Source organism: Sphingobium amiense, assembly GCF_003967075.1.
GTDB classification, from domain to species: domain Bacteria; phylum Pseudomonadota; class Alphaproteobacteria; order Sphingomonadales; family Sphingomonadaceae; genus Sphingobium; species Sphingobium amiense.
Window position 1 is genome coordinate 1 of sequence record NZ_AP018669.1, and the last position, 22,371, is coordinate 22,371.

Annotated in this window: 27 protein-coding genes; 11 read left to right on the plus strand and 16 right to left on the minus strand. The window is 62.9% G+C overall.

Annotated elements, in window-relative coordinates; translation table 11 throughout:
* The first annotated feature begins 24 nt into the window (after positions 1-24).
* Positions 25-678, plus strand: coding sequence for a ParA family partition ATPase (gene parA / locus SAMIE_RS22985; RefSeq protein WP_007686145.1), 654 nt, complete (start codon positions 25-27; stop codon positions 676-678).
* On the plus strand, positions 675-989 hold the full coding sequence (locus SAMIE_RS22990) for a ribbon-helix-helix domain-containing protein (RefSeq protein ID WP_007686146.1): 315 nt from the start codon (positions 675-677) through the stop codon (positions 987-989). The genes parA and SAMIE_RS22990 overlap by 4 nt, the downstream gene beginning before the upstream one ends.
* A 63-nt stretch (positions 990-1,052) precedes the next feature.
* On the opposite strand, the gene SAMIE_RS22995 is transcribed toward SAMIE_RS22990, so the two are convergent.
* Entirely contained in the window at positions 1,053-2,165 is a 1,113-nt protein-coding gene (locus tag SAMIE_RS22995; protein WP_007686147.1) for a replication initiator protein A, read from the minus strand.
* An 869-nt stretch (positions 2,166-3,034) separates the two neighbouring features.
* Entirely contained in the window at positions 3,035-3,226 is a 192-nt protein-coding gene (locus tag SAMIE_RS23000) for a hypothetical protein (RefSeq protein WP_232037504.1), read from the minus strand.
* 224 nt (positions 3,227-3,450) lie between these two features.
* Between SAMIE_RS23000 and SAMIE_RS23005 the strand changes: the two genes are divergently transcribed.
* Together SAMIE_RS23005 and SAMIE_RS23010 are read left to right on the plus strand one after the other, a co-directional pair.
* A complete protein-coding gene (locus SAMIE_RS23005) occupies positions 3,451-6,360 on the plus strand; it encodes a Tn3 family transposase (RefSeq protein WP_006961814.1) in 2,910 nt (969 codons plus the stop codon).
* Positions 6,361-6,502: 142 nt separating this feature from the next.
* Entirely contained in the window at positions 6,503-7,369 is an 867-nt protein-coding gene (locus SAMIE_RS23010) for a recombinase family protein (RefSeq protein WP_006961816.1), read from the plus strand.
* A 24-nt stretch (positions 7,370-7,393) separates the two neighbouring features.
* On the opposite strand, the gene SAMIE_RS23015 is transcribed toward SAMIE_RS23010, so the two are convergent.
* From SAMIE_RS23015 to istA, 6 genes are all read right to left on the minus strand, one after another.
* Complete coding sequence (locus SAMIE_RS23015) at positions 7,394-7,882, minus strand: GNAT family N-acetyltransferase (RefSeq protein WP_232037505.1); 489 nt, start codon at positions 7,880-7,882, stop codon at positions 7,394-7,396.
* 75 nt (positions 7,883-7,957) lie between these two features.
* Entirely contained in the window at positions 7,958-8,722 is a 765-nt protein-coding gene (locus SAMIE_RS23020) for an IS6-like element IS6100 family transposase (RefSeq protein WP_001389365.1), read from the minus strand.
* An 80-nt stretch (positions 8,723-8,802) separates the two neighbouring features.
* Positions 8,803-9,567 carry an IS6-like element IS6100 family transposase gene (locus SAMIE_RS23030; protein WP_001389365.1) on the minus strand — a complete coding sequence of 255 codons (765 nt, stop codon included), beginning with the start codon at positions 9,565-9,567 and terminating at the stop codon, positions 8,803-8,805.
* Positions 9,568-9,639: 72 nt separating this feature from the next.
* Complete coding sequence (locus SAMIE_RS23040) at positions 9,640-9,855, minus strand: hypothetical protein (protein WP_126516977.1); 216 nt, start codon at positions 9,853-9,855, stop codon at positions 9,640-9,642.
* 72 nt (positions 9,856-9,927) lie between these two features.
* Complete coding sequence (istB, locus tag SAMIE_RS23045) at positions 9,928-10,695, minus strand: IS21-like element ISSsp5 family helper ATPase IstB (protein WP_007686288.1); 768 nt, start codon at positions 10,693-10,695, stop codon at positions 9,928-9,930.
* Entirely contained in the window at positions 10,692-12,185 is a 1,494-nt protein-coding gene (istA, locus tag SAMIE_RS23050; protein WP_011950768.1) for an IS21 family transposase, read from the minus strand. The genes istB and istA overlap by 4 nt, the downstream gene beginning before the upstream one ends.
* A gap of 935 nt (positions 12,186-13,120) precedes the next feature.
* On the opposite strand from istA, the gene SAMIE_RS23055 reads away from it, so the two are divergent.
* The 6 genes from SAMIE_RS23055 (at position 13,121) to SAMIE_RS23080 (ending at position 18,118) form a co-directional block, all read left to right on the plus strand.
* Positions 13,121-13,450 carry a hypothetical protein gene (locus SAMIE_RS23055; RefSeq protein ID WP_126516978.1) on the plus strand — a complete coding sequence of 110 codons (330 nt, stop codon included), beginning with the start codon at positions 13,121-13,123 and terminating at the stop codon, positions 13,448-13,450.
* Positions 13,451-13,464: 14 nt separating this feature from the next.
* Positions 13,465-14,382: a MipA/OmpV family protein gene (locus SAMIE_RS23060; RefSeq protein ID WP_232037503.1), complete on the plus strand. Its 918-nt coding sequence runs from the start codon at positions 13,465-13,467 to the stop codon at positions 14,380-14,382.
* 111 nt (positions 14,383-14,493) lie between these two features.
* Entirely contained in the window at positions 14,494-15,756 is a 1,263-nt protein-coding gene (locus SAMIE_RS23065) for a phospholipase A (RefSeq protein WP_081490922.1), read from the plus strand.
* Positions 15,753-16,391: an RNA polymerase sigma factor gene (locus SAMIE_RS23070; RefSeq protein WP_017183397.1), complete on the plus strand. Its 639-nt coding sequence runs from the start codon at positions 15,753-15,755 to the stop codon at positions 16,389-16,391. The genes SAMIE_RS23065 and SAMIE_RS23070 overlap by 4 nt, the downstream gene beginning before the upstream one ends.
* A 366-nt stretch (positions 16,392-16,757) precedes the next feature.
* Positions 16,758-17,153, plus strand: coding sequence for a hypothetical protein (locus SAMIE_RS23075; RefSeq protein WP_008831331.1), 396 nt, complete (start codon positions 16,758-16,760; stop codon positions 17,151-17,153).
* Entirely contained in the window at positions 17,150-18,118 is a 969-nt protein-coding gene (locus SAMIE_RS23080; RefSeq protein WP_008831330.1) for a tyrosine-type recombinase/integrase, read from the plus strand. The genes SAMIE_RS23075 and SAMIE_RS23080 overlap by 4 nt, the downstream gene beginning before the upstream one ends.
* Here SAMIE_RS23080 and SAMIE_RS23085 read toward each other — a convergent pair.
* The 8 genes from SAMIE_RS23085 to SAMIE_RS23125 all read right to left on the minus strand — a co-directional run bounded on the left by SAMIE_RS23085 (position 18,115) and on the right by SAMIE_RS23125 (position 21,213).
* Positions 18,115-18,735: a histidine phosphatase family protein gene (locus SAMIE_RS23085; protein ID WP_008831329.1), complete on the minus strand. Its 621-nt coding sequence runs from the start codon at positions 18,733-18,735 to the stop codon at positions 18,115-18,117. The two genes, SAMIE_RS23080 and SAMIE_RS23085, sit on opposite strands and share 4 nt — an antisense overlap.
* Before the next feature lie 6 nt (positions 18,736-18,741).
* Positions 18,742-19,194, minus strand: coding sequence for a DUF2442 domain-containing protein (locus SAMIE_RS23090; RefSeq protein ID WP_008831328.1), 453 nt, complete (start codon positions 19,192-19,194; stop codon positions 18,742-18,744).
* A complete protein-coding gene (locus tag SAMIE_RS23095) occupies positions 19,191-19,418 on the minus strand; it encodes a DUF4160 domain-containing protein (RefSeq protein ID WP_020817904.1) in 228 nt (75 codons plus the stop codon). The genes SAMIE_RS23090 and SAMIE_RS23095 overlap by 4 nt, the downstream gene beginning before the upstream one ends.
* 336 nt (positions 19,419-19,754) lie before the next feature.
* Positions 19,755-19,961 (minus strand): hypothetical protein, encoded by a 207-nt coding sequence (locus tag SAMIE_RS23105; protein WP_008831325.1) that lies wholly within the window; start codon positions 19,959-19,961, stop codon positions 19,755-19,757.
* Between the two features lie 13 nt (positions 19,962-19,974).
* Entirely contained in the window at positions 19,975-20,136 is a 162-nt protein-coding gene (locus tag SAMIE_RS23110; RefSeq protein WP_015449421.1) for a helix-turn-helix domain-containing protein, read from the minus strand.
* Between the two features lie 51 nt (positions 20,137-20,187).
* Positions 20,188-20,607 carry a helix-turn-helix domain-containing protein gene (locus SAMIE_RS23115; protein ID WP_066704185.1) on the minus strand — a complete coding sequence of 140 codons (420 nt, stop codon included), beginning with the start codon at positions 20,605-20,607 and terminating at the stop codon, positions 20,188-20,190.
* A gap of 35 nt (positions 20,608-20,642) precedes the next feature.
* Complete coding sequence (locus SAMIE_RS23120) at positions 20,643-20,963, minus strand: type II toxin-antitoxin system YafQ family toxin (RefSeq protein ID WP_007685988.1); 321 nt, start codon at positions 20,961-20,963, stop codon at positions 20,643-20,645.
* Positions 20,932-21,213 carry a type II toxin-antitoxin system RelB/DinJ family antitoxin gene (locus SAMIE_RS23125; RefSeq protein WP_007685985.1) on the minus strand — a complete coding sequence of 94 codons (282 nt, stop codon included), beginning with the start codon at positions 21,211-21,213 and terminating at the stop codon, positions 20,932-20,934. The genes SAMIE_RS23120 and SAMIE_RS23125 overlap by 32 nt, the downstream gene beginning before the upstream one ends.
* 414 nt (positions 21,214-21,627) lie before the next feature.
* Here SAMIE_RS23125 and SAMIE_RS23135 point away from each other — a divergent pair, with 414 nt between their 5' ends.
* The gene (locus tag SAMIE_RS23135; protein WP_008831324.1) at positions 21,628-22,269 is read left to right on the plus strand and encodes a SprT-like domain-containing protein; all 642 of its coding nucleotides are present in this window, start codon (positions 21,628-21,630) and stop codon (positions 22,267-22,269) included.
* Positions 22,270-22,371 lie beyond the last annotated feature (102 nt).

The window sequence follows — 22,371 nt, forward strand, 5'->3', positions numbered from 1 at the left end:
ATGCGATCATGTAAGGATATTCACATGCCAACAATCGCGATCATCAGCCAGAAGGGCGGCGCGGGGAAAACCACCCTCGCCTTGCACCTGGCCGCCGCCGCCGAGGATTCCGGGCATACCGCCCTTGTGATCGACGTCGACCCGCAGGCGACGGCGAGCCAGTGGGCGGCATGGCGACAGGATGCGCCCCCGGTCGTGATCGACAGCGCGCCCCCTCGCCTTGCCGCCAAGATCGAGCAGGCGACGGGCCAGGGCGCGGCGTTCATCGTAATCGACACCCCGCCCCACGCCGACAGCGCCGCCAGCGCCGCCGTCGAGGCGGCCGACCTAGTGTTGATCCCTTGCCGCCCCAGCGCGTTCGATTTGGCGGCGATCAAGACGACCGCCAGCCTTGTGAAGATGCGCGGCAAGCCTGCTTTCGTGATCTTCACGGCGGGAAGCCCGACCGCGCCGCGCATGTATGACGAAGCCGCGCAGCTCGTGCAGGATTATGGGCTTGACGCCTGCCCCCACCATATCGCGGATCGCGCCGCCTTTCGCCACGCGGCGGCCGAGGGCAAGACGGCGATGGAGATCGAGCCGAGCGGCAAGGCGGCCGATGAGGTGCGCCAGCTTTACAAGTGGACATGCGAGCATGTAAACATGCAAGCATCTAGGAAGCGGAGGGCCAACGCATGAGCCGGAAGGGATCATTGCTCGCATTGCGGGATCGCGATGCAGCGCCAGCGCCGGCGATGGTCGAGCCGGAGGGGAGGGCGGCCGCGCCGATCGCCCGTGGCACTGGCGCAGGCTCCGGCAGCGGATCGAGCAGCAACCCGGTTGCGCCGAGCCGTCAGGGCAAGAAGGCCATGACGGGCTATTTCAGCCCGGAAATGTCCTTCGCCATGCACATGACCGCCCGCAAGCACGGCATGAGCCTACAGGACGCGATGGCCGAGGCGTTCAACGACTGGCTTCGCAAGATGGGGGAAAGCCCTGTAGGCAAGTGAGCATGTCCACATGCAAACATGCGGGTAAGTAAACATGGCCGCTTGCCCGCATAGAGCAGGGGATCAGCGTAGTGGTTTGCGTTCGTGCCGTTTCTTGCAGAAGCCGAGGAAGGCCCCGGCAGGGCTTTTGAGTTCGGGCTTGCCCATGTCGTGCCACCACGACACCCATTCGTCATAGAGCGCATACACGTCATAGCCTGGCGCGGCCGTCTTGGCGTCGTGCATGGTTTCCGGGTCGATATAGGGCGCATCGTCGCCGGCGCTGGCGACCGGATCGGGCTTGGATTTGAGGCCCGAGCGGTTGCGGAACAAGATCACGTCATCATCCATCGTCACCGCATAGTCGGGGAAATGGCCGTGATCGGCGTCATGCTCGCAGACCTTCTTGACCAAGGCCCGGAACACTCGGAGCGGGCTGTTCGAGCCGCATTTCTTCTGTAGCAACTCTAGGCCGATCTTCCATTCGTCCTTCACGCCGCAATGCTTGCGCGCCAGTTCATACATGCGCCGCTCGAACGGCTTGCGGAGCCGGAAATAGTCGCGGTGGAGCGTCAGGACGTTCTTGCTGATGACCGAGCGATAGACCCAATCCGACAGGGTGATTTCGAGATCGAGCATCCGGCCATCGAACGTCTTGCGCGTGATCTTGGCCTCTTCGATCAGGCCGAAAATCCGCGTTTCTTCGACACCGCCCGTTTGAATATTGGTCCGCACCGTGGTCCCGCGCAGGCGGGTGAGGGCGTCGGCCATCAGTCGATAGCCTTCGCCGCTGGTTTGCCGGTTGGTGGCGACGAGCATGTCATAGGCTTGCAGGCGCACCGTGCGGCTAGGTTGCTCGCCCTGGTTCATCTTCGCGACGAGCTGCGAAATGCAGTAGATCAATATGTCCTTGTCGTGGATCGTCGCCAGCCCCTTGCCCGAGGGGATAATCTCGATGACGTTGCCGTTATGCTCGTAGCGCCGCGTCCGGTTGTCGGGCTTGGTCGAGAGCGAAAACACCGGATGCTCCATTGAGGCCATGTCATCCTTGGGGATGGCGTCCAGCACGTCGCAGATGAACAAGTCCTGGTTGGGATGGCGCACCGGCAGCAGCGGCGTGCGATCGTCGCCGTCCACGGCCGAGACCGGCGCGGCGATCGGCGCGTCAAACAGGGAAGGGGAGGGGTCTATCGTCATTTCACTAACGCTAGGGCTACTATCGTCATTTCACATACGCAAGCGGATTATCGTCATTTCAGATTCACCGCCGCGCTATCGTCATTTCGATTACGCTTGAGCGCGGCAGGGAAGGCCTGGCGCTATCGTCATAGTGGATTCGCCTTTTCGTCACTCTGGATTCGCTTTTTCGTCAGAGCGGATTCACCGCGCGGCAAATTTCTGCCAAAAAAGCGAGGATTTCTGCGCCTTTCCGGGCAGGCCGAATTTCCGTAACACATCACTAAACCCATATTTTAACACTAGGCTGACCTGTGGATAACTTCAGCGGAAGATTATGACGAGAGGCTGGATCATCGTGGTTTCACCCACCAGCGTCCCGCCAGATCGGACAGCTTGTCCCGAAAATCGGGACAACGGCAGCGCGACTCACCAGCGCCGCGCTTCAGGCACAATCAGAAAGAAGAAAAACACCGCCTCTTGGGGCTTCGCCCCGCCGGCTCGCGGCCTTCGGCCGCCCCGGATCGCTTTAGCGATCCTCCCACCCGGCATCCCCATGATGAGCCGGCTTCGCCGGCACGCTTTTTGTTAGAAAGGGGATCGTTTAAACGCTGCGCCTCCATCGCAGCCACAGCGCCAGCGGCACCGTCGCAATTGGCTTTCCAGAAAAGCCAGGCGGATAGGACAGCGATCAATCCGAGAGGGCAGGGCAGGCGGAAATGTCGCCACAGGCGCGATTTCCGGGCCGCTGGGCCTCATTTCAGACGTTCGGCAAGGTCGGGGAGGGTTCGGCCGGCATGGCGCTCTACGGGCTTCCCAGGCGGCTGATTTTTTGGAAAGCTAGATCCTCGCGGGGTCAGAGGATCTAGCGCGTAGAATTTGAGCCGGTCCTAATGGCGCGTCCGCTTCTGTGGCGGCGGCGCTGCCATAAGCCCATCAAAGGCGGAGTCATCGCCCAATGCGTAGCGGCGCAGCGGATCATCCTCCGTCATGCGACCGGCCTGCACCTCGCGCCCGGTCACATACCGCAGCCGGTCCCGGTCCAGCACGCCATCGACAAGGCATTCCGCGCGCAGGAACATCCAGGGGGCGTTTGCGGGAGGGGGCGGAATCCTACGCCAAGCTCGCCCAGATAGCCGGCGCGAGATCTTACTTGTTGCTGCCTTCTACGGTCGCGCCAGAAAGGCCCAGTCGGCCCGAAGCTGCGATTTTGGTCATCTTGGAGAACACGTCGGGAACGGGCTGGTTGTTGTTGACGATCGCCCATGCGAGGAACGACGTTCCGCTCCGATAAGGGAGCGGCGTTATGAGCCTTGGCGTTTCGAGTGGGGATCTGATCGGCTCCTGGAGCCTGAGTTTTTCGGACATCGCGTTCGTGACCGGCAAAGCGGAGACGGCACGACTGGGATTGGCGGTTCAGCTTAGATTTTTCGCCGGGCATGGCTTCTTTGTGCCGGATCATGCGTCGATACCCTCCGACGGTGTCTTGTATCTGGCGGAGCAACTTGGTCTCGATGCCAAATCCGTGAACCACTATGATTTTTCCGGGCGCACCGCCCGCCGGCATTGCGCGGAGATTTTGCGGCATCTCGGGTTCCGCCGTATGACGCAGACGGATCGCAGGGCGTTGTCGAGGTGGATTTCCGACGATCTTTGTGCGGGCGGGCAGCCGATCAATGCCATGCTCGAGCATGTTTTCCTGTGGTGCCGCGACCGCCGTATCTATGGGCCGTCGCGCAAGGAGCTGGAACGCCTCGTCCGTTCGCAACGACACCTCTATCTGGAGGCCCTGTTGGCCCGAGTCCGCGATCGGCTTGCGCCGGATGCGGTCGCCTTGCTGGAAGCCTCGCTCGCCGATCCCGATGGCCCGACCGGCTTCAACACGATGAAGGGGGATGCAGGTCAGGCGACGCTCGAAAACATTCTTGGCGTGACCGCCAAACTCGCCTTTATCCAACGGCTTGCTCTTCCCCGAGATTTCCTATCGGTCACGGGCAAGGCATGGGTCGATCAGATCGTTCGCCGGGTTGCCGGCGAGAAAGCCTCGGAGATGCGCCGGCATGTACCGGCGCGCCAGCTCGGGCTCTATGCCGTTTATCTGATGGCGCGGGAAGCTCAGCTTACGGATGCGATGGTCGACCTGCTGATCGAGACGGTCCATAAGATCGGATCGCGCTCGAAACGCAAGGTGGTGGGCGATATCGCGAAAGACATCGAGCGGGTCTATGGCAAGGAGCGACTCCTGGTCGAGATTGCCAGCGCTTCGATCGACGATCCATCCGGGCGCATCTGCGATGTCATTTTCCCAATCGCCGGCAAGGACAAACTGGCGGCGATCATCAAGGAAAGCCAGGCAAAGGGCGCCTTGGATCGGCGGATCTACAAGGTGATGCGGAGGTCATGGGCCAATCATTATCGCCGTATGCTGCCAAGCCTGCTTTCGGCACTGGAGTTCCGGTCGAACAACGCCGTGTGGCGTCCGGTGCTGGCGGCCCTGGACTGGATCAGAAGCAAAGTGGATGATGGATGCCGCTACGTGCCGCCGCACGCAGTGCCGGTCGACGAGGTCATTCCGGCGAGATGGCGCAGTTCCGTCATTGATGAAGAGGGGCGCGTAAACCGGATCAGTTATGAGCTTTGTGTCCTCGCGCAACTGCGCGATCGCATCCGTTCTAAGGAAATCTGGGTTGTCGGGGCGGACCGATACCGCAATCCCGATGACGATCTTCCCAAGGACTTCGATGCGCGGCGAGAAGCATATTACACAGGATTGAACCTGACGGCGGATGCGCGTGCATTTTCAAGCGCCATCCGGGAAGAGCTTGCTCAGGAACTGTTGCTCCTCAATGCCAATATTCCCCGGAACGACAAGGTTCGGCTGCTGTGGCGCGGCGAGAACCGTATATCTCTCACCCCGTTCAAACCCTTGCCCGAACCCAGGGGTCTCGCCTCGATCAAGACCGAGATCGGCCAACGCTGGCCGATGACCGGGCTGCTCGACGTACTGAAGGAGGCTGCCCTTGATACGGGACTTCTCGAAGCGTTCGAAACATCGGCCTCGCGTGTTGCACTGCCGAAAACCGCGCTGGATCAACGTCTCCTGCTATGCCTCTACGGCCTGGGAACGAATGCCGGGCTCAAGCGGATCGCCGGCGCCACCCCCGATGTCAGCTATGAAGAGCTGCTGCATGTCCATCGCCGCTTCGTTCATGCCGCGGCGCTCAAGGAGGCGTGTGCCAGGGTTGCGAATGCGACCCTGGCAATCCGCAATGCTGCAGTCTGGGGGGACGCCGGCACGGCCTGTGCGTCAGATTCCACAAAGTTCGGAGCCTGGGATCGCAACCTGATGACGGAATGGCATGCGCGTTATGGTGGACGGGGCGTCATGATCTACTGGCATGTCGAACGACGCGCGACATGCGTCTATTCCCAGCTCAAGCGCTGCTCTTCCTCCGAGGTCGCCTCCATGATCGAGGGCGTGCTGCGCCATTGCACCGACATGGAAATCCAGCGACAATATGTTGATAGTCATGGCCAAAGCGCGGTTGGCTTTGCATTTTGCCGGCTTCTCGGATTTGAGCTTGCACCCCGCCTGAAAGCGATCGCTCGCCAGAAGCTGGCTCTTCCCGATGTCGGCATGCGAACGCGGCTTCCCCACTTGCAGCCGATCCTCTCCAGTCCGATCAACTGGGATGAGATCGAGCAGCAATATGACGAGATGGTCAAATATGCAGCCGCGATGCAGACAAAAACCGCCGACCCGGAGGCGATCCTGCGCCGGTTTAGCCGCTCCGAGGTGATGCACCCGACCTACAAGGCGTTGAGTGAGCTGGGCCGCGCGGTCAAGACGATCTTCCTGTGCCGGTATCTGCGCGAGGAGTCCTTCCGCCGCGAAATTCATGAAGGCCTGAATGTCGTTGAAAACTGGAACAGTGCCAATGGGTTCGTTTTCTTCGGCAAGGGCGGCGAGATCGCCACTAACCGCATCGATGAGCAGCAGCTCTCGGTCCTGGCGCTACATTTGCTGCAAGCGTCGCTTGTCTATGTGAACACCCGAATGCTTCAGAGCGTGCTGGTGGAACCGAAATGGACGGGCCGGATGACGCCGGATGATTATCGCGGCCTCACACCGCTGATTTACAGCCACGTCAATCCTTATGGCCGCTTCGACCTCGATCTGAATAGCCGGATCGATTTTGGGCGGCTTGCTGCCTGACCGGGGCCTTTCCGCTCGCACCATTTGGGTGCACCCGAACGTGACGATCGGAAGTGACATATACGACATGTCACAAAAGGGTGGTTCCGTCACCAATGTTACTGTACGAGGGCAAAGCCACCCTAATGTGACGGATTTGCCCATGACCCGCGTCGGCTACGCCCGCGTCAGCACCATCGACCAGGATCTCGACATCCAGGTTGCCCGGTTGAAGGCAGCGGGCTGTGAAATCCTCCGCTCCGAAACAGGCTCGGGCGCATCGCGCACTGGACGCACGGAGCTTGAGACGATCATGCAGTTCCTGCGCGCCGATGACGAACTCGTCGTCCTGCGTCTCGATCGGCTCGGTCGCTCCACACGCGATGTTCTCAATCTGGTTCATGAACTCGACCAGAAGGGAGCCTCATTGCGGGTGCTTGAGCCGGAGGTGACGACGGCCGGAAGCATGGGGCGGATGGTGATCACCATTCTGGGCATGGTCGCGGACATGGAACTGACGTTCATCAAGGACCGGCAGCGCGCCGGGATCGAGGCGGCGCGCGCCGAAGGCGTCTACAAAGGCCGGAAGAAAAACATCGATGACGATGAAATCCGACGCCGGATCACCGCCGGCGCGAGCAAGGCCAGCGTCGCGCGCGACCTCAAGATCTCAAGAATGACCGTCTATCGGGCGCTTGACGTCATTCCTTCAAGGATCGGGCTGCCGGAAAAGCCGCCTTCTGTCACCATCGCCCTGCATCTGACCATCGAGAACTTCAACAAGCATGGTCGTGGCAGAAAGCCCGCTCGCGAGCGCATTGAGGCGATGCTGGAGCGGGATTACCAGATGCAAAAGACCGGGAACTGCGATTACACGCTGACCGTCGCCTATGATCAGGGTGCCGATGGCGTCAGCCTCGATGATGAGATCGCATCTCTCCAGACAGAGATGTTCAACATCGCAGAGAGCTACAGGTGCTCGATCGAGACCGATGTTTACGAGATTGGAGGACAAGAGCGAGCCTGGTAGATCGCCATGTTCAATCTTTGTTCTTCAACATGGCCAAAATCGCAGCTTCGGGCCGACTGGGCCAGAAAGGCGACGGCTCAGTTCTATCCGGCGATGGCTACGCATTTTGAAGGTGTCTGGCCCAACGCGCCGATACTCAATGAAGCCGAGAGAACGCCAAAATCGCTCTGCCGCTTCATTCGCTTCCAGCACGGCCAACCGAATCTCTGTGGCACCTCTCGCAGCGGCCCAGCTTTCGACCGTCGAGTAAATTGAGCGTCCGACGCCACGACCACGCTGTGCGGCATCTACGATCATGAAGCCGAGATACCATGTGCCATCACGCGGATAATCGCGGAGGATGGCCGCGATTGCATATAGGCCGCCAGGCCCCTTCCATCCCAGGACAGCTTGATTGTGGGCGCTCTTTTCGGGCGGCACATCGGAGAAAAGCTCGCGAGCATCGTCCAGCGTGGGCGCGGCCCCGTCCTGCAACAGGAAATAGTCGCTGCAACGGTTGTAACAGGTCTGCAACGTCTGCGGCGTCCGCTTGGGGGCTCTGTTGCAAAGATTGGCGGCAGTCAGAGGTAGGCTGTCGCTCTGCGCCGATCAGGCGGCTGCTGCGAAATGGTGGTTGAGCATGCCCATGGCCTCCGTCAGCGCCGAGGGCCCAATGCCAAAAGCTCTCTCCACAAGGCGCACCTCGCCCCTGATGCCGGGCTGCAGGCACCAGGGGCGAGCCTGTCCTTTGCGCAGGGCTCGCATGACTTCGAATCCCTTGATCGTGGCATAGGCCGTGGGGATCGATTTGAAACCGCGCACCGGCTTGATCAGTATCTTGAGCTTTCCGTGATCGGCCTCGATCACGTTATTGAGATACTTCACCTGCCGGTGGGCCGTCTCCCGGTCCAGCTTTCCTTCGCGCTTCAATTCGGTGATCGCTGCACCATAGCTCGGCGCTTTGTCGGTATTGAGCGTGGCAGGCTTTTCCCAGTGCTTCAGGCCTCGCAGGGCCTTGCCCAGGAACCGCTTCGCTGCCTTGGCGCTGCGGGTCGGCGACAGGTAGAAATCGATCGTGTCGCCCCGCTTGTCGACTGCCCGGTACAGGTAGGTCCACTTGCCCCGCACCTTGACGTAGGTTTCATCCAGGCGCCAGCTCGGATCAAAGCCACGCCGCCAGAACCAGCGCAGCCGCTTCTCCATCTCCGGGGCGTAGCACTGGACCCAGCGATAGATCGTCGTATGGTCGACCGAAATGCCGCGTTCCGCCAGCATTTCCTCAAGGTCGCGATAGCTGATCGGATAGCGACAATACCAGCGCACCGCCCACAGGATCACATCACCCTGGAAATGGCGCCACTTGAAATCCGTCATCGTTCCGTCCGTCCAATCTCCGCCAAGCATGCTCAAGCTTCACGATTTTTGCAACAGAGCCGGCTGTCGCTCTGCGCCGATCAGGCGGCTGCTGCGAAATGGTGGTTGAGCATGCCCATGGCCTCCGTCAGCGCCGAGGGCCCAATGCCAAAAGCTCTCTCCACAAGGCGCACCTCGCCCCTGATGCCGGGCTGCAGGCACCAGGGGCGAGCCTGTCCTTTGCGCAGGGCTCGCATGACTTCGAATCCCTTGATCGTGGCATAGGCCGTGGGGATCGATTTGAAACCGCGCACCGGCTTGATCAGTATCTTGAGCTTTCCGTGATCGGCCTCGATCACGTTATTGAGATACTTCACCTGCCGGTGGGCCGTCTCCCGGTCCAGCTTTCCTTCGCGCTTCAATTCGGTGATCGCTGCACCATAGCTCGGCGCTTTGTCGGTATTGAGCGTGGCAGGCTTTTCCCAGTGCTTCAGGCCTCGCAGGGCCTTGCCCAGGAACCGCTTCGCTGCCTTGGCGCTGCGGGTCGGCGACAGGTAGAAATCGATCGTGTCGCCCCGCTTGTCGACTGCCCGGTACAGGTAGGTCCACTTGCCCCGCACCTTGACGTAGGTTTCATCCAGGCGCCAGCTCGGATCAAAGCCACGCCGCCAGAACCAGCGCAGCCGCTTCTCCATCTCCGGGGCGTAGCACTGGACCCAGCGATAGATCGTCGTATGGTCGACCGAAATGCCGCGTTCCGCCAGCATTTCCTCAAGGTCGCGATAGCTGATCGGATAGCGACAATACCAGCGCACCGCCCACAGGATCACATCACCCTGGAAATGGCGCCACTTGAAATCCGTCATCGTTCCGTCCGTCCAATCTCCGCCAAGCATGCTCAAGCTTCACGATTTTTGCAACAGAGCCCGCGCTACATCTTAGGGGCGACCAAACGCGCACCAAATAATTGACAAAGCAATCATTGCTTCGGCAATAGACACCTCGTGCCCATCGATTCGATCCTCTTCGACCTGACCAACGCCGTGCAGCCGGTGCGGCGCGCATGGGTGCAGGCAGCAAGCGTGATCATTGCCGATTTCGGGTGTCAACGGCGGAGCAAAAGTCGGCCATTCGGCGGCGTAAAACCAGGCCATCGTGTTACATGCCGGGGGTAGTGGCGTGAGGGCGTAGCCCGAGGGCCACTCCCCCCGGCATTGGTGTAATTTTCAGGGTCTGGTTTTGGCCTTGCGGGCCCGGCTGTGCGCGAGGCGATAGCTTTCGCCGTTCATCTCGAGGATGCTGACGTGATGGGTCAGGCGATCGAGGAGCGCGCCTGTGAGACGCTCAGATCCGAAGGTTTCGGTCCATTCGTCGAAGGGCAGGTTGCTGGTGATGAAGGTGGAGCCGCGTTCGTAACGCTGGGAGATCAGCTCGAACAACAGTTCGGCGCCGGTCTTGGAGAGCGGCACAAAGCCCAGTTCGTCGATGATGAGCAGCTTGTATCCGGCCATCTGCTTCTGGAAGCGCAGAAGACGGCGCTCGTCGCGGGCCTCCATCATTTCGCTGACCAGCGCTGCCGCGGTGGTGAAGCCCACCGACAGTCCTTTCTGGCATGCTGCCAGTCCGAGCCCCAACGCTACGTGCGTCTTTCCGGTGCCTGATGGCCCCAGAGCGATGGCGTTCTCACGCCGCTCGATCCACTCGCAGCGCGCCATCTCGAGCACCTGCATCTTGTTGAGCCTGGGGATGGCGGCGAAGTCGAAGCTGTCGAGGCTTTTGACGGCGGGGAAGCGCGCGGCCTTGATGCGCCGCTCGACCATGCGACGCTCCCTGTCGATCATTTCCATCTCGACGAGGCGGGCGAGGAAGCGGATATGATCGACGCCTTCAGCGGCACATTGCCGCGCGAGCTTGTGATGCTCACGCAGGCACGTAGGCAGCTTGAGCGCCTTGAGATGGTGAGCGAGAAGGATCTCCGGGGCCTGATCGCTCATGCGGCCTCCTGCCGGTCGGAGAGCAGGCTCAGATAGGCTCTGGCAAAGGTCTTCTCGACCGTGGTGCGTGGCAGGAAGGGATAGACGTCCAGGTCCAGCCTGGGCGGTACGCGTTCGATCCGGCACAGGACGAGGTGCTTGACGGCATCGAAGCCGATGGCGCCAAGATCGATGGCCTGTTCGACCGCCGCCTGGAGATCGGCGAGGGTGAACGTTTCCAGCAGGCGCAGTACCTGCACATATTCGCGCCTGCCATGTTTGTGCATGCGCCCTTCCATCAACCGCTGCAGTGTCGTGAACGCTTCGGGCAGGTCCCAGCCCTGCAAAGGCGCAGCCTGGTCGAATGCGTTGATCTTCTGCTCGATCAGCGGGAGATAATGGAGCGGGTCGAAGACAACCTCCTCGCGGGCATAGCAACGAGGATGACGGGCGATGACTTCGCTGCGGCAGCCGATCACCACCTCATCGACATAGGCCCTGATCCAGACCTCCTGATGGCCCCAGGCCACCGGAACCGAATAATCGTTGGTCCTGTAGCGCACCAGGGATTGCGAGGAGACCCGCCCGCCTTTCTGATCGCAGGCCTCGAAGGGTGTAGCGGGCAGAGGCTGCATGGCCGCGAGATCGCGCTGCAGCCGCTCACCGATCGTCTCGCTCTGCCCGCGCACCTTGTCCTGCTGGCGCTTGCGGCATTGCTCCTCCAGCCACAGGTTGAACGCCTCCCAGGTCGGGAACTTCGGGATCGGCACCATGAAGTTGCGCCGGCAATAGCCTACCAGCCCCTCCACATTGCCTTTCTCGTTCCCCTTGCCCGGGCGAGCATAGCGGTCGCGGATCACGTAATGTGACAGGAAAGCGCTGAACAGCGTGGCACGCTGCCGCGTGCCGTCGGGCAGGATCTTCGTCACAAGGCAGCGATCGTTGTCATAGACGATCGAGCGCGGTACCGCGCCGAAAAACGCGAAGGCATGCACGTGTCCGTCCACCCAGGCCTCCGCCACCGCCGCCGGATAGGCCCGCACATAGCAGGCATCACTGTGCGGCAGATCGAGCGCGAAGAAGTAGGCCTTCTGCTCCACCCCGCCGATCTCCACCAGCGCTTCCCCGAAATCGGCCTGCGCATCTCCCGCAGGGTGCGCCAGCGGCACGAACATCTCCCGGCTGCGCTGTTCGCGCTCCCGGATGTAATCCTTGATGATCGTATAGCCGCCGGTGAAACCATGCTCGGTGCGCAAACGGTCGAATACCCGCTTCGCCGTATGGCGTTGCTTGCGCGGGACACTGCGGTCACCCTCAAGCCATCCATCAATGATCGCCACAAACCCGTCCAGCTTCGGGCGCTGCGGTACGGACTGGCGCCGGTAACCCGGCGGCGATGAAAACGACAGCATCTTGCGTACCGTTTCGCGCGACACATTGAAACGCTTCGCCGCCGCCCGTTGGCTCATGCCATCCGCGCAAGCCAGACGGACCTGAAGATAAAGTTCCACGCTGTAGATCCCCACACCTCCCTGACTCGGCAGAAAGGCTTCAAGGTGGACGACTTTTACGCCGCCCGCAGCAGGACTATCCCGCCGCTACCGTGGTCGAATATTGCTCCGCCGTTCTCAGAAAAGGCCGCTCCAACCTCAAAGAACATTTCGCTCCTTGGTTGACGAGGTGACGCAGGAGGGTTACTCCCTTAATGGTAGTGAGCGCTCACTCCACTGGAAAGGATAATGTACGTGGAGGGAAGCCGATCAATCACGATATGCTTCTCGATCCCAAGAGATCGTGCGCGCCCTTTTGCAGTCGCGCGAGCGCGAGGGGACGTCCTCTCTGTCTCCAACGCTTGCCGCTGTCTTGTCAGCCCTTACCGGTTGGCGGGCATGCGTTCACCGGATCCCCCCTCCGGTATGGCTTTGCCTGCCGTCCTGCCAGCCGATTATCCCGAAGCCGCGTGGCGTGTCTCCCTGGGTCACAGGCGTCGGCTGGCAGGACCCCTTTCAGATCGGACCCGCGCGACCCTTGTCCGTCTCCTGCGATGCGATCGCCTGGCTTTCGGCCGAGCGGCGGAAGGGATCTCGAATGAGCCATGATACGACCGGACCGGACCGTCACAGACCGATCCTGCATCTGCGCCGAGCCATCGGCTCGACCAGTATAGCCGGGCCCGATTCAACGTGCTTATCCCCTGTCGATCGGGCAACGAAGCAAGGCACTGGCCGCAATCGGCCTGATGCCGCACGGCGCAAGCGTCAAGGCGGCAGGCGTGAAGAATGAATCGCCGCATCATCAATTGCGGTGCGCTGCGGCACCTAGTCGCGATCATGCCCGCTGTCGCGCGAGAATCAGGCTTTTCCAACCTCAAGAGTCATGAGGAAGCGCAGCGCATATGAGGCTATTTCATCATCCCAGGATATCGACGGCCGCTATTCTTGTCCTGTTGGCGTCCACCACGGTCACATTGACAGGGTGCGGACAGGACACCGGCACGGATGGCGCGGAGAACACCATCGTCGAGAACGTGCAGGTGACGCTGCCGCCATCGATCAAAGCGAGCCACCCCTATCGCTGCGAGGACAATAGCGTCGTCACGATCGATTTCCTCTCCGACGACGTGACAATCAATCTGCGCAGCGAAGGCACGATATCGCAGCTTAAGGCGCCCGCACCCGGCGAAGCGTTCACCGATGGCAAGCACACGGTAGCCGGCGACGAGGCCGCCATAGAACTCACCAGGCCGGGCAAGAAACCCCAGACCTGCAAGATGTGATGTTGGCGATGCCGATGGCGCTGTTCGAGCTCTCGGCGGGAGAGCGGCGCGCCGCGCCCGCTGGACAGGAAATCCGCGAGCACGGCCTGGCATGGCGCCACGATGTCCGGCCTACCCCTTTCAAGGGCGAGGCGCGCCATTTTCCGAAACGATGCGAGTATCTGTGCATGACGTTATCCAGCCGTATAGGGCGTCTCGCATGGCCAACTCTGCTGCTGGCGGCGCTGGCATTGCCGGCAGCGGCCAGTGCCCAGTCCGGCGATCATGTGACGCTCGGCGCCGGCGCCGGCGTCGTTCCCGACTATCAGGGCTCCGATGACTATCGGTTCCTGCCGATCCCCGTGATCGATGCGCAGTTCGGGCAGTTCTTCGTCAGCCTGCGCAATGGCATCGGCGTAAACGTCATCGAGATCGGCCCATTGACGGCGGGTGCGAGCGTAGCGCTGGTCGGCGGCTACAGGCGGCGTGATGTGCCCGACGGCATCCGGCGCGTCTCGACCACGGCCGGTGGCCGGCTCTTCGCGAACCTCAAGCTCGACAATCTGTCCTTCACGGTGGGCGCCACCAAGGCGGTGGAAGGCGGCACCCGGGGCGTGGTAGCGGATGCCAGCCTCTCTTATGCGCTCCCCGTCTCGGACCGGATGACGGTTATCCCGACGATCGGCACGAGCTGGGCGAACGGCAAGCATATGAATCGCTATTTCGGCATCGACGCGAGCGAAGCCATCGCCTCGGGCCTGCCCTTCTATCGTGCCGGAAGCGGCTTCAAGGACGTGTCGGGCCTCATCACCGCCAGCTATCGCCTTGATTCCCACTGGAGCCTTGGCGCGACAGGCGGCGTCACCCGGCTGCTCGGGGACGCCGCGGACAGCCCGCTGAACGAGCGCCGCTGGCAGCCGAGCGGCTTCATGTCCGTTGCCTACACCTTCTAAGTGCGCAGCCCGGTGCCCGCTGCGTTGAGATCGAAGGGGTTGCTCCAATGAAGCTCTCGATCGTCGATCTCGCCACCATAGCACCGGAACGACAGCCAATTCCCGAATGTCATGCTGCGCAGGGTTCGACCGATGATTAGATATGGCGGCGCTGTGTGCATCGCTCTCGGGTTGGCGGCGGGACCGACCCGCGCGGAAGCGGGTACGACAGCATCGCAGATTGAGCTTGTAATCAGCGCCGTTGCAGACGGGGATGCCTACGGCGCCGCCTCCGTCGAGCTTCGCCTGCTGAACAGCGGCTCCGCCCCCGAAGCCATGGCCCTGCCGCCGCAGATCGGAGCCGAACTGACGGTCAACCGCAGCACTAGCAATATCAGCCTTGAGCGGGCGCCGCAGACGCCGGCCGCCGTGAGTGTGCCTGCCGGTGGCTTCACTAGGGCACGTTACATCCTGCACCTGCCACCGCATACAGCCGCTGGAGAGGCAGTGCTGGCCGTACCCGGATGGAGCGCACAGCGCCTTGCGTTTGCGGTAGGAGGGAGCGTGTCCGCTCCGCCGCCGGCGCCGGCGGGTGGAGGCGCCGGTCCCGCGACCCCCCGTTGGGATACGTCTGTCCCGCAGACACACCTCGCGACCAATGACGTTGCGGCCGGCAATGCCTTCCTGTCCAATCTTTCCGCCTATGCGCCGATCTATGCCGCCTACGGTCCCGGCACGAATAGTGATGCCCGGCTGCAGATCAGTTTCAAATATCAGCTATTCGGCCCGTCGGCCGCGCCGGACCGGCGGCAATCATGGGAGCAGGGACTCCACTTCGCCTACACCCAGCGCATGTTCTGGGACCTCGGGGCCAAGTCGTCTCCCTTTCGCAACATCGACTTCGTGCCCGAGCTGTTCTACCTCGCTCCAACCATTGGCATCGGGAGCGGCGTCTCGCTCGGCGGCCAAGGCGGCTTCCGACATGAGTCCAACGGGCGATCGGGTGCGGGGTCCCGAAGCCTTAACACGCTCTATGTGCAGCCGGTGGCCTCGGTTGCCTTGGGGAGCTACCGCCTCAGCGTCGGTCCTCGTCTCTGGCTCTACGCCGGGAGCCTCAGCGACAATCCGGACATCAAGCGCTACCGTGGCAATACGGGCTTGTTTGCAGAGATCGGTGAGGACGACGGGCTTCGAATCACGACCAATACCCGGCTCAATTTCGGATCTGGCAAAGGCGCGATCGATGCCGACATATCCTACCCGATCGATCGACTGATCGGCGGAAACCTGAATTTCTATCTCTTCGGCCAAGCCTTCACGGGATATGGCGAGAACCTGCTCGACTATAACCGCCGCATGACCCGCCTCCGGGTCGGACTGGCGATCGTCCGGTGAACGCATTCAAACACCGTCGAACGGGCTTCCGCCCGCTCGCCCAACAGTCGGAGCGCATCGACGGCTTGTTCGATGACAACTTTGGGGCTGGGCTGATCGAGCAGGCTGCGTCGCTCAGTGCCTATGCCCGCCGCCTTACCGGCAGCGGCGGTGCTGACGCCGACGATCTGTTGCAAGAGACCATGCTCCGGTGCTGGGTGGCCCGCCGTTCGTTCGTGCCCGACACGAATCTGGGAGCGTGGATGCGGACCGTGATGCGGAACAGCTTTCTTTCGGGGCGTCGCCGCGCCCCCTTCCATGCCGACCTTCCCGAAGATGCGTTTGACCGGCTGCTAGGCGTCGCCGGGGGGCAAGGCGCCGCGGTGGATTTGCGCGACGTGAATTGGGCGCTTGGCGAGCTGATCCCCGACCAGCGGGCGGCGATCCTGTTAGCCGCCGAAGGGCTATCTATCGAGGAAGCGGCGGCCAGCTTGGCCATTCCGGCGGGCACCTTCAAAAGCCGCCTGTGGCGCGGCCGGCTTCGATTAAAGCGATTAATAGAGCACAGGGACACCCCATTGTTGGATCGGCGCGTGGTGGAGAAGCATTCGAAGCCCCGTCCTCGGCGGAACTGGAAAGGCGTGGTGATCGGCTAGGCTGCGCTCCTCAGCGGCGTCGGTCCGCAAAACAGGTTAGTTTGCAGCACGATCCGTCGCGCAGCCGATTCAACTCGACTCATCGGGCTCACGCGCGCTCGCGCGCGGTGGCAGGATCAGCTTAGGGGTACCAAGCCTCGCTTCATGCCCAGCCTCCACTCTTTCCGCATGGCACCAACTGTCTCGACAGGCCGGCGGGGGATTATTCACCCGTTGAACGGGCGATCGTGGACGCCATTGCCTGATGCTGACACACGCGGGATTCACGCTCCCTCCTATGTGTGATAATGTCCTTTATCACACACTCATGGCGATCCGATGGAGCCGTTTAAACGGTCCCGAGATCCACCGCCGAAAGGGAGCGATATGGACCAGGACGAGGACACGGCTTTCGCCGACAACTATGCCGAGCGCGACCAGGCCAAGGCGCTGCGCGAGCAGGCCCGCGCGGGCGGCTTGCGCTTCGAGGCGTATCTTACCGGCGATCAGGCCGACTGGCTGTTGGAGCGGATCGAGCGCGGCATGTTCGCCGATCCTTCCGAGGCGGTGTTCGCGATCGTCAAGAACTTCATCGACATGGAGCCGCACCACGATTTACGCGACGAGCTGCTACGCCGGATATTGGACGGGTCGATAAAGCGCGGCCTTGAGGACGCGGAGGCTGGCCGCGTCCGCGACGCCGACGAGGTGTTCGACGAGCTGCGCCGCAAGATGGCCGCGCCGCGTCCCGCGCCGGCGCGATGGGAGAAGATCGCGCGATGAACCAGCTCGCCCCCCTCCCCGCGCCCGCGCCCGCGCTGGCGTTGCCGGCGCTGATCGCGGCGGCCGACGAGCGCGCGCAGCTTCGATTCCTTGAGTTCTTCGCCGTCACCATCCGCAATCCGCATACACGCCGCGCCTATGCGCGGGCGGCCGGCGACTTCCTGGCCTGGTGCGAGGCGCGCGGCGTCGCCTCGCTCGCCCAGGTGCAGCCGCTTCATGTCGCGGCCTGGGTCGAGGCGCTGGGGCGCGAGCTGGCCGCCCCCAGCGTCAAGCAGCAGCTCGCCGGCGTGCGCCACCTGTTCGACTGGCTGGTGACGGGTCATGCCGTGCCGGCGAACCCGGCCGGATCGGTGCGCGGGCCGGCGCATAGCCAGCGGCGCGGCAAGACGCCGGTACTGGCCCCCGACGAGGCGCGGCGGTTGCTCGACAGCATCGACGTGACCACCCATGCGGGCCTGCGCGACCGCGCGCTGATCGGTCTCATGGTCTATAGCTTCGCGCGGATCGGCGCGGCGCTGGCGATGCGGGTCGAGGACGTGTTCATGCAGAATCGGCGGCTATGGGTCCGCCTGCATGAGAAAGGCGGCAAGCGCCATGAAATGCCCTGCCACCACAATCTAGAGGATTATCTAACCGCCTATATCGACGGTTGCGAGCTGCGCGAGGACCGCAAGGGGCCGCTATTCCGCACGATCGCGCGCAGCACTAAGCGACTAAGCGATACCCCCCTGCCCCAAGCCAACGCCTTCGCGATGGTGCGCCGGCGCGCGGCGGCGGCCGGGATCGGGACGGCGATCGGCAACCACAGTTTCCGCGCGACCGGGATCACCACCTATTTGAAGAATGGCGGCACGTTGGAGACGGCCGCGACGATGGCGAACCATAGCTCGACGCGCACCACCCAGCTCTATGACCGCCGCCCCGATGACGTGACGCTGGACGAGGTGGAGCGCGTGTTGATCTAGGCGGCGAGCGCGGGCGCGCAGGTCCAGCGGTCGCCCTGCCAATGAAACCCTACCCGCTGCGCGTTGCCGATCGCGGGCGGCTCGCCCTTGCGCCAGAAAGCGCGCATCTTGGCCCGATCGTCCAGATGGGCGTCGGCGACGATCGCGCGCGCGGCCTGGATGAACTGCCCATGCCCGAACACATAGGCCAGCGATCCCGCAGGCATGGCGGCGAGGCGCGTTAGCGCCGCCTCGCAGCGCCGTAACAGGGTGCTGAAACTCTCCGCCCCTTCCCCGTCGCAGTAGTCAGGATCGGCCTCGCGCCAATAGCGTTCTAGGTGCGGCATCCGTTCGGCGCTGCGCGTGCCGTTCCAGCGCGCAGGTTGCAAATAGGTGAACTCTTCGATCGGCCACACTTCCACCGGCACGCCTGGAAAGCGCGCGATCGTCGGCGCGGCCGTCTGCCGGGTGCGGGTATAGGGCGAGGTGACGATGAGCGCGGGCGCTTGCGTCCAGCTCGCCGCGACCGCGCGCGCCTGTTCGTGGCCGCGCTCCGTCAGCGCGATCGTCGCGAGATCGTGGCAGGGCACGCCGGCGTTGCCGGTGTTTTCGCCGTGGCGGATGAAGATCGCTCTCATGTCCGGTTAGGCGGCCCGGTATAGCCCATTGCTGGCTTCCCAGCCCCGGCACGCCAGCAAGATTGGTTTCGGCACCTTCTTTTCGCCGTTGGAGTAGTAGGCGACCATGCGGCGCGAGACGCCAAGCGCATCGGCCGCCTTCGACAGCGACAGCGCATGGCGCAGCCGCCATTCGAGGAAGGCGCGCACATCGCCATGCCCGGTTGCCGACAGCGTTTCGAGCCACAGCATGTCCGCGCCCAGCTCCGCACCCGAAGGCCAGGCCAGGCTATGACCCCAATCGCCCACTTCGACCTTGGCGAACTCGCCCGGATCGCGCAGCGCGGCAAAGGCGCGATCGGCGAGGACCGCGCCAAGATCGAGATCAGCCGCCGTCCCTTCCGACCAGGACAGATGCAGCGATGACGGCCCGGTCGCGCGCACGGCGGTAATGGTGCGGGCCTTGTCGGTGATGTTCATCCGTTCAACTCCTGCCACGTCTGCATGAGCAAAGCCTGATTAGGCCGCGCCCATTCCAATGCGTCCTTCAAGACCGCCGCCGACACGGTGCCCACGATCACGTCAAACGATGCAATCGCCACCGAGCAGCGGAAATCCGGGCCTTCGATGTGGAAATGCGGCACGCCATGATCGCGGCCATAGACGGCAATTTTCCAGCGGGGACCGCGAAACATCGTGACCATGCTTCAATGTAGTGCAAAGGTTGCACTAGTGCAAGGCTGATAGCCAAAATGATCTAAGCGCCTGGCGCTGGCACCGTGGCCCTACTCGTTGCGCTCCCCAAGCCCGCAAGCGGTCCTGGCCCAAGGTTCCGGCCCACATGGCGGGCGAGATCGCGTGCGCGGATCTCGCGGCACCCTCGCCGATTACCGGCGATGTAGGCGATCGGGCGTCCAGCCTTCAATTCGTCGCCGGGTTCCGGCGGCCGATCAGGCACCTTGTCGAGAATGCGGTCGAGATCACCCACCGCACGACCTTTGGAGCGCCGCGCGAAAAACTCGGCCGCCGTTTCGGGTCGATCAATCGTCATCATGGAGATCAGACATAAGCGCCTCAACGCTGGTGAAGCGCACGCCCTTGCCAGCTTCCAGTTCTTCGATCGCATCGCGCGTAGCAGCGCGGCCCATCAACTCGGCCTCCAACTTCGCCTTATGGGCCTCATTACGCGCGCGGCGCTCGGGACTCCAATCTTTCATAAGATCGGAAAAGGGGCGATGGCCGGCCATTCTATCAATCCTTCTAGGTGAGAATCTGGATGCCGCGCCGCTTCACCAGCGTCAGCAAGGCGAGCGCCGCGCCAGTCGGCCGCATCGTGCCGGCCTCCCAGCGCTGGACCGTGCGCTTGTGCGCCCACAGCAAGCGCGCAAACCCGGCCTGGCTCAAACCGCTCTCCTGGCGCACCGCCGGATTTCGGCCGCCTCCATCGGTGGATAAAGGATTTCGCCGTTTCGATCAGTCCCCGTCATGGTCGTTCATCCCGGCCATGCCGGCTGCTGCGCCGGCTTCGGCGATGGCGTCGTTGATTTCCTCGATCGTGAACCGCGCGCCGTTGCCCTTCACTATCCCGCGCAGGTCATCCCACGAGCTTTTGCGCGGTGCCGGCGGCGCGATGACCGCCGCCGTCGCGGCGGTCATCAGGTCATCCAGCGAGAATCTGTTAAACTTCCCGCGCAGGAGGTCGTTGAGGCGGGGCGGCGTCAGCCCGAGCCGCTTGGCGGCCTCGCCCAGCGGCACGTCCCACGACTTCACCCGCGCGGTGATGCCCCGCATCAGGTCCGCGCGCGTCCTCAACTCCGTCGCCTCCTCCGGCGTGTCGGCGATTGCGTCAAAGACGCAGGCGAAGGTTTCGACCTTCATGTCGTCGGCGTTCATTGCCCTGCCTTCCAAACGTTCGGCCGTCGAGCCGATTACTCGAACAGTTCCGAATGGGTTCCCGCGCGCACGAAGTTCACCAGATTGCCCTCAATCGTGTAGATCAGCAGGAAATCGCCGCCGATATGGCACTCGCGATGATCGCTCCAATCGCCCTTGAGGGCGTGGTCCAGCCATTCCGGGCCAAGCGGCGCATCGTTGGCGATGAGCAGCATCATCGCTTCCTTGAGCTGGTTCATGTTGTAGCGGCCGCTGCGCGACAGCCGCTCCCAATCCTTGACGAACCGCTTTTCGTAGGATGCCTCTCTTGGGAACGAAGCCCGCTTACTGCTGGCGGGCTTCTTGGTCGAGGGCATCGAACAGTTCCTTGGGATCGGTGAAGCGCGCACGACGCGCCTTCATGGTCGCGCGGGACGATTCGATCGCGGCGCGCGTCTCGGCGTTGGGCACCTTCAGCTCGAACGGCAAGGCATGGTCCTTGGCGACCCGCGTAAGCGTCATGCGGACCACATCGGAAACCGTCAGCCCCAGCTCGGCTAGGACGGCGGCGGCTTCATCCTTCAATGTTTCGTCGATGCGCGCACGCACGAACGCGGTAGCAGCCATTGGAATCTCCCTAGTCAGACGAACGATGTAGCTCATTTGAGCAACAATTTCAATCTAGGCGAGGAGACTGCGCCTGCCGCTGCGCGGCACCGTGGCTCTACTCGCTTCGCTCCCCAAGCCCGCAAGCGGTCTTGGCCGAAGGTGACGACCCACATGGCGGGGCCGAGATCGCAAGCGGATCTCGGGCATGGTGCCGGCGTGCGCCGGCATGATGTTCGTTCGCATGGGGAAAGGCGGTCCCGGCCGCCTCTCCCCAGCAACGGCAATCAGCGGGACCGGGTTGGCGCGAAGCGCCCGCCCGCACCACTCCCGCAGATTCCCGCTGCCCCCCTCTCTCGCCGGCTGCTCCGCGCGAACTCGGGAGCGATGGCCGCAGCCATCGCCCCGCAGGGCGATTTGAAGGGAGTAGAAGGTATGGAACAGGACAACCGGGAAAGCTGGCTCAATCGGGTGGCGGCGGGCATGGCCCCCTTGTTCGCGGCGTTGGACGCTCCCCTGCCCGCGCGTATCCGCGTGGCGATCGGCTTCACCAGCTCGGGCCGGAAGGGCAAGGCGATCGGCGAGTGCTGGGATAACCGGCTGAGCGCGGACGGGCATTTTGAAATCTTCATCCGGCCCGACCTCGCGCACGCGCCTGACGCCATGCCGGCGCAGATCGCGGCCATCCTCGCGCATGAGCTGGTCCATGCCGCCGTCGGCATCCCGGCAGGGCATGGGAAAGCGTTTAAACGGATCGCGCTGGGGCTGGGGCTCGTCGGGCCGATGCGCGCCACCACCCCCGGCGAGGCGTTTCTTGCGGCCGTCGCGCCGATCTTGGACGCCGTTGGCCCCCTCCCCCATGCCCGTCTCGACACCGATGGGGAGTCGACCGCGCCGAAGAAGCAGAAAACCCGGATGCTCAAATGCGAGTGCGCGACGTGCGGCTATACCGTGAGGACCGCGCGCAAATGGCTTGAGCTGGCCGGAGCGCCGCTTTGCCCGATCGAGGATCACGGCCGCATGGAGCATGAGCCGCTGGACGACGGCAGCGAGGATGAGGGCGGCGACGACGGCTAGACCGCCCTCCCCTCCCCGCAATTCGGGGTTTCATTGACGCTGCGCGCCAGTTCGGGGTTTCGTTGACGCAACCGGAGCAAGCCAGTATGACCACATGCAAAC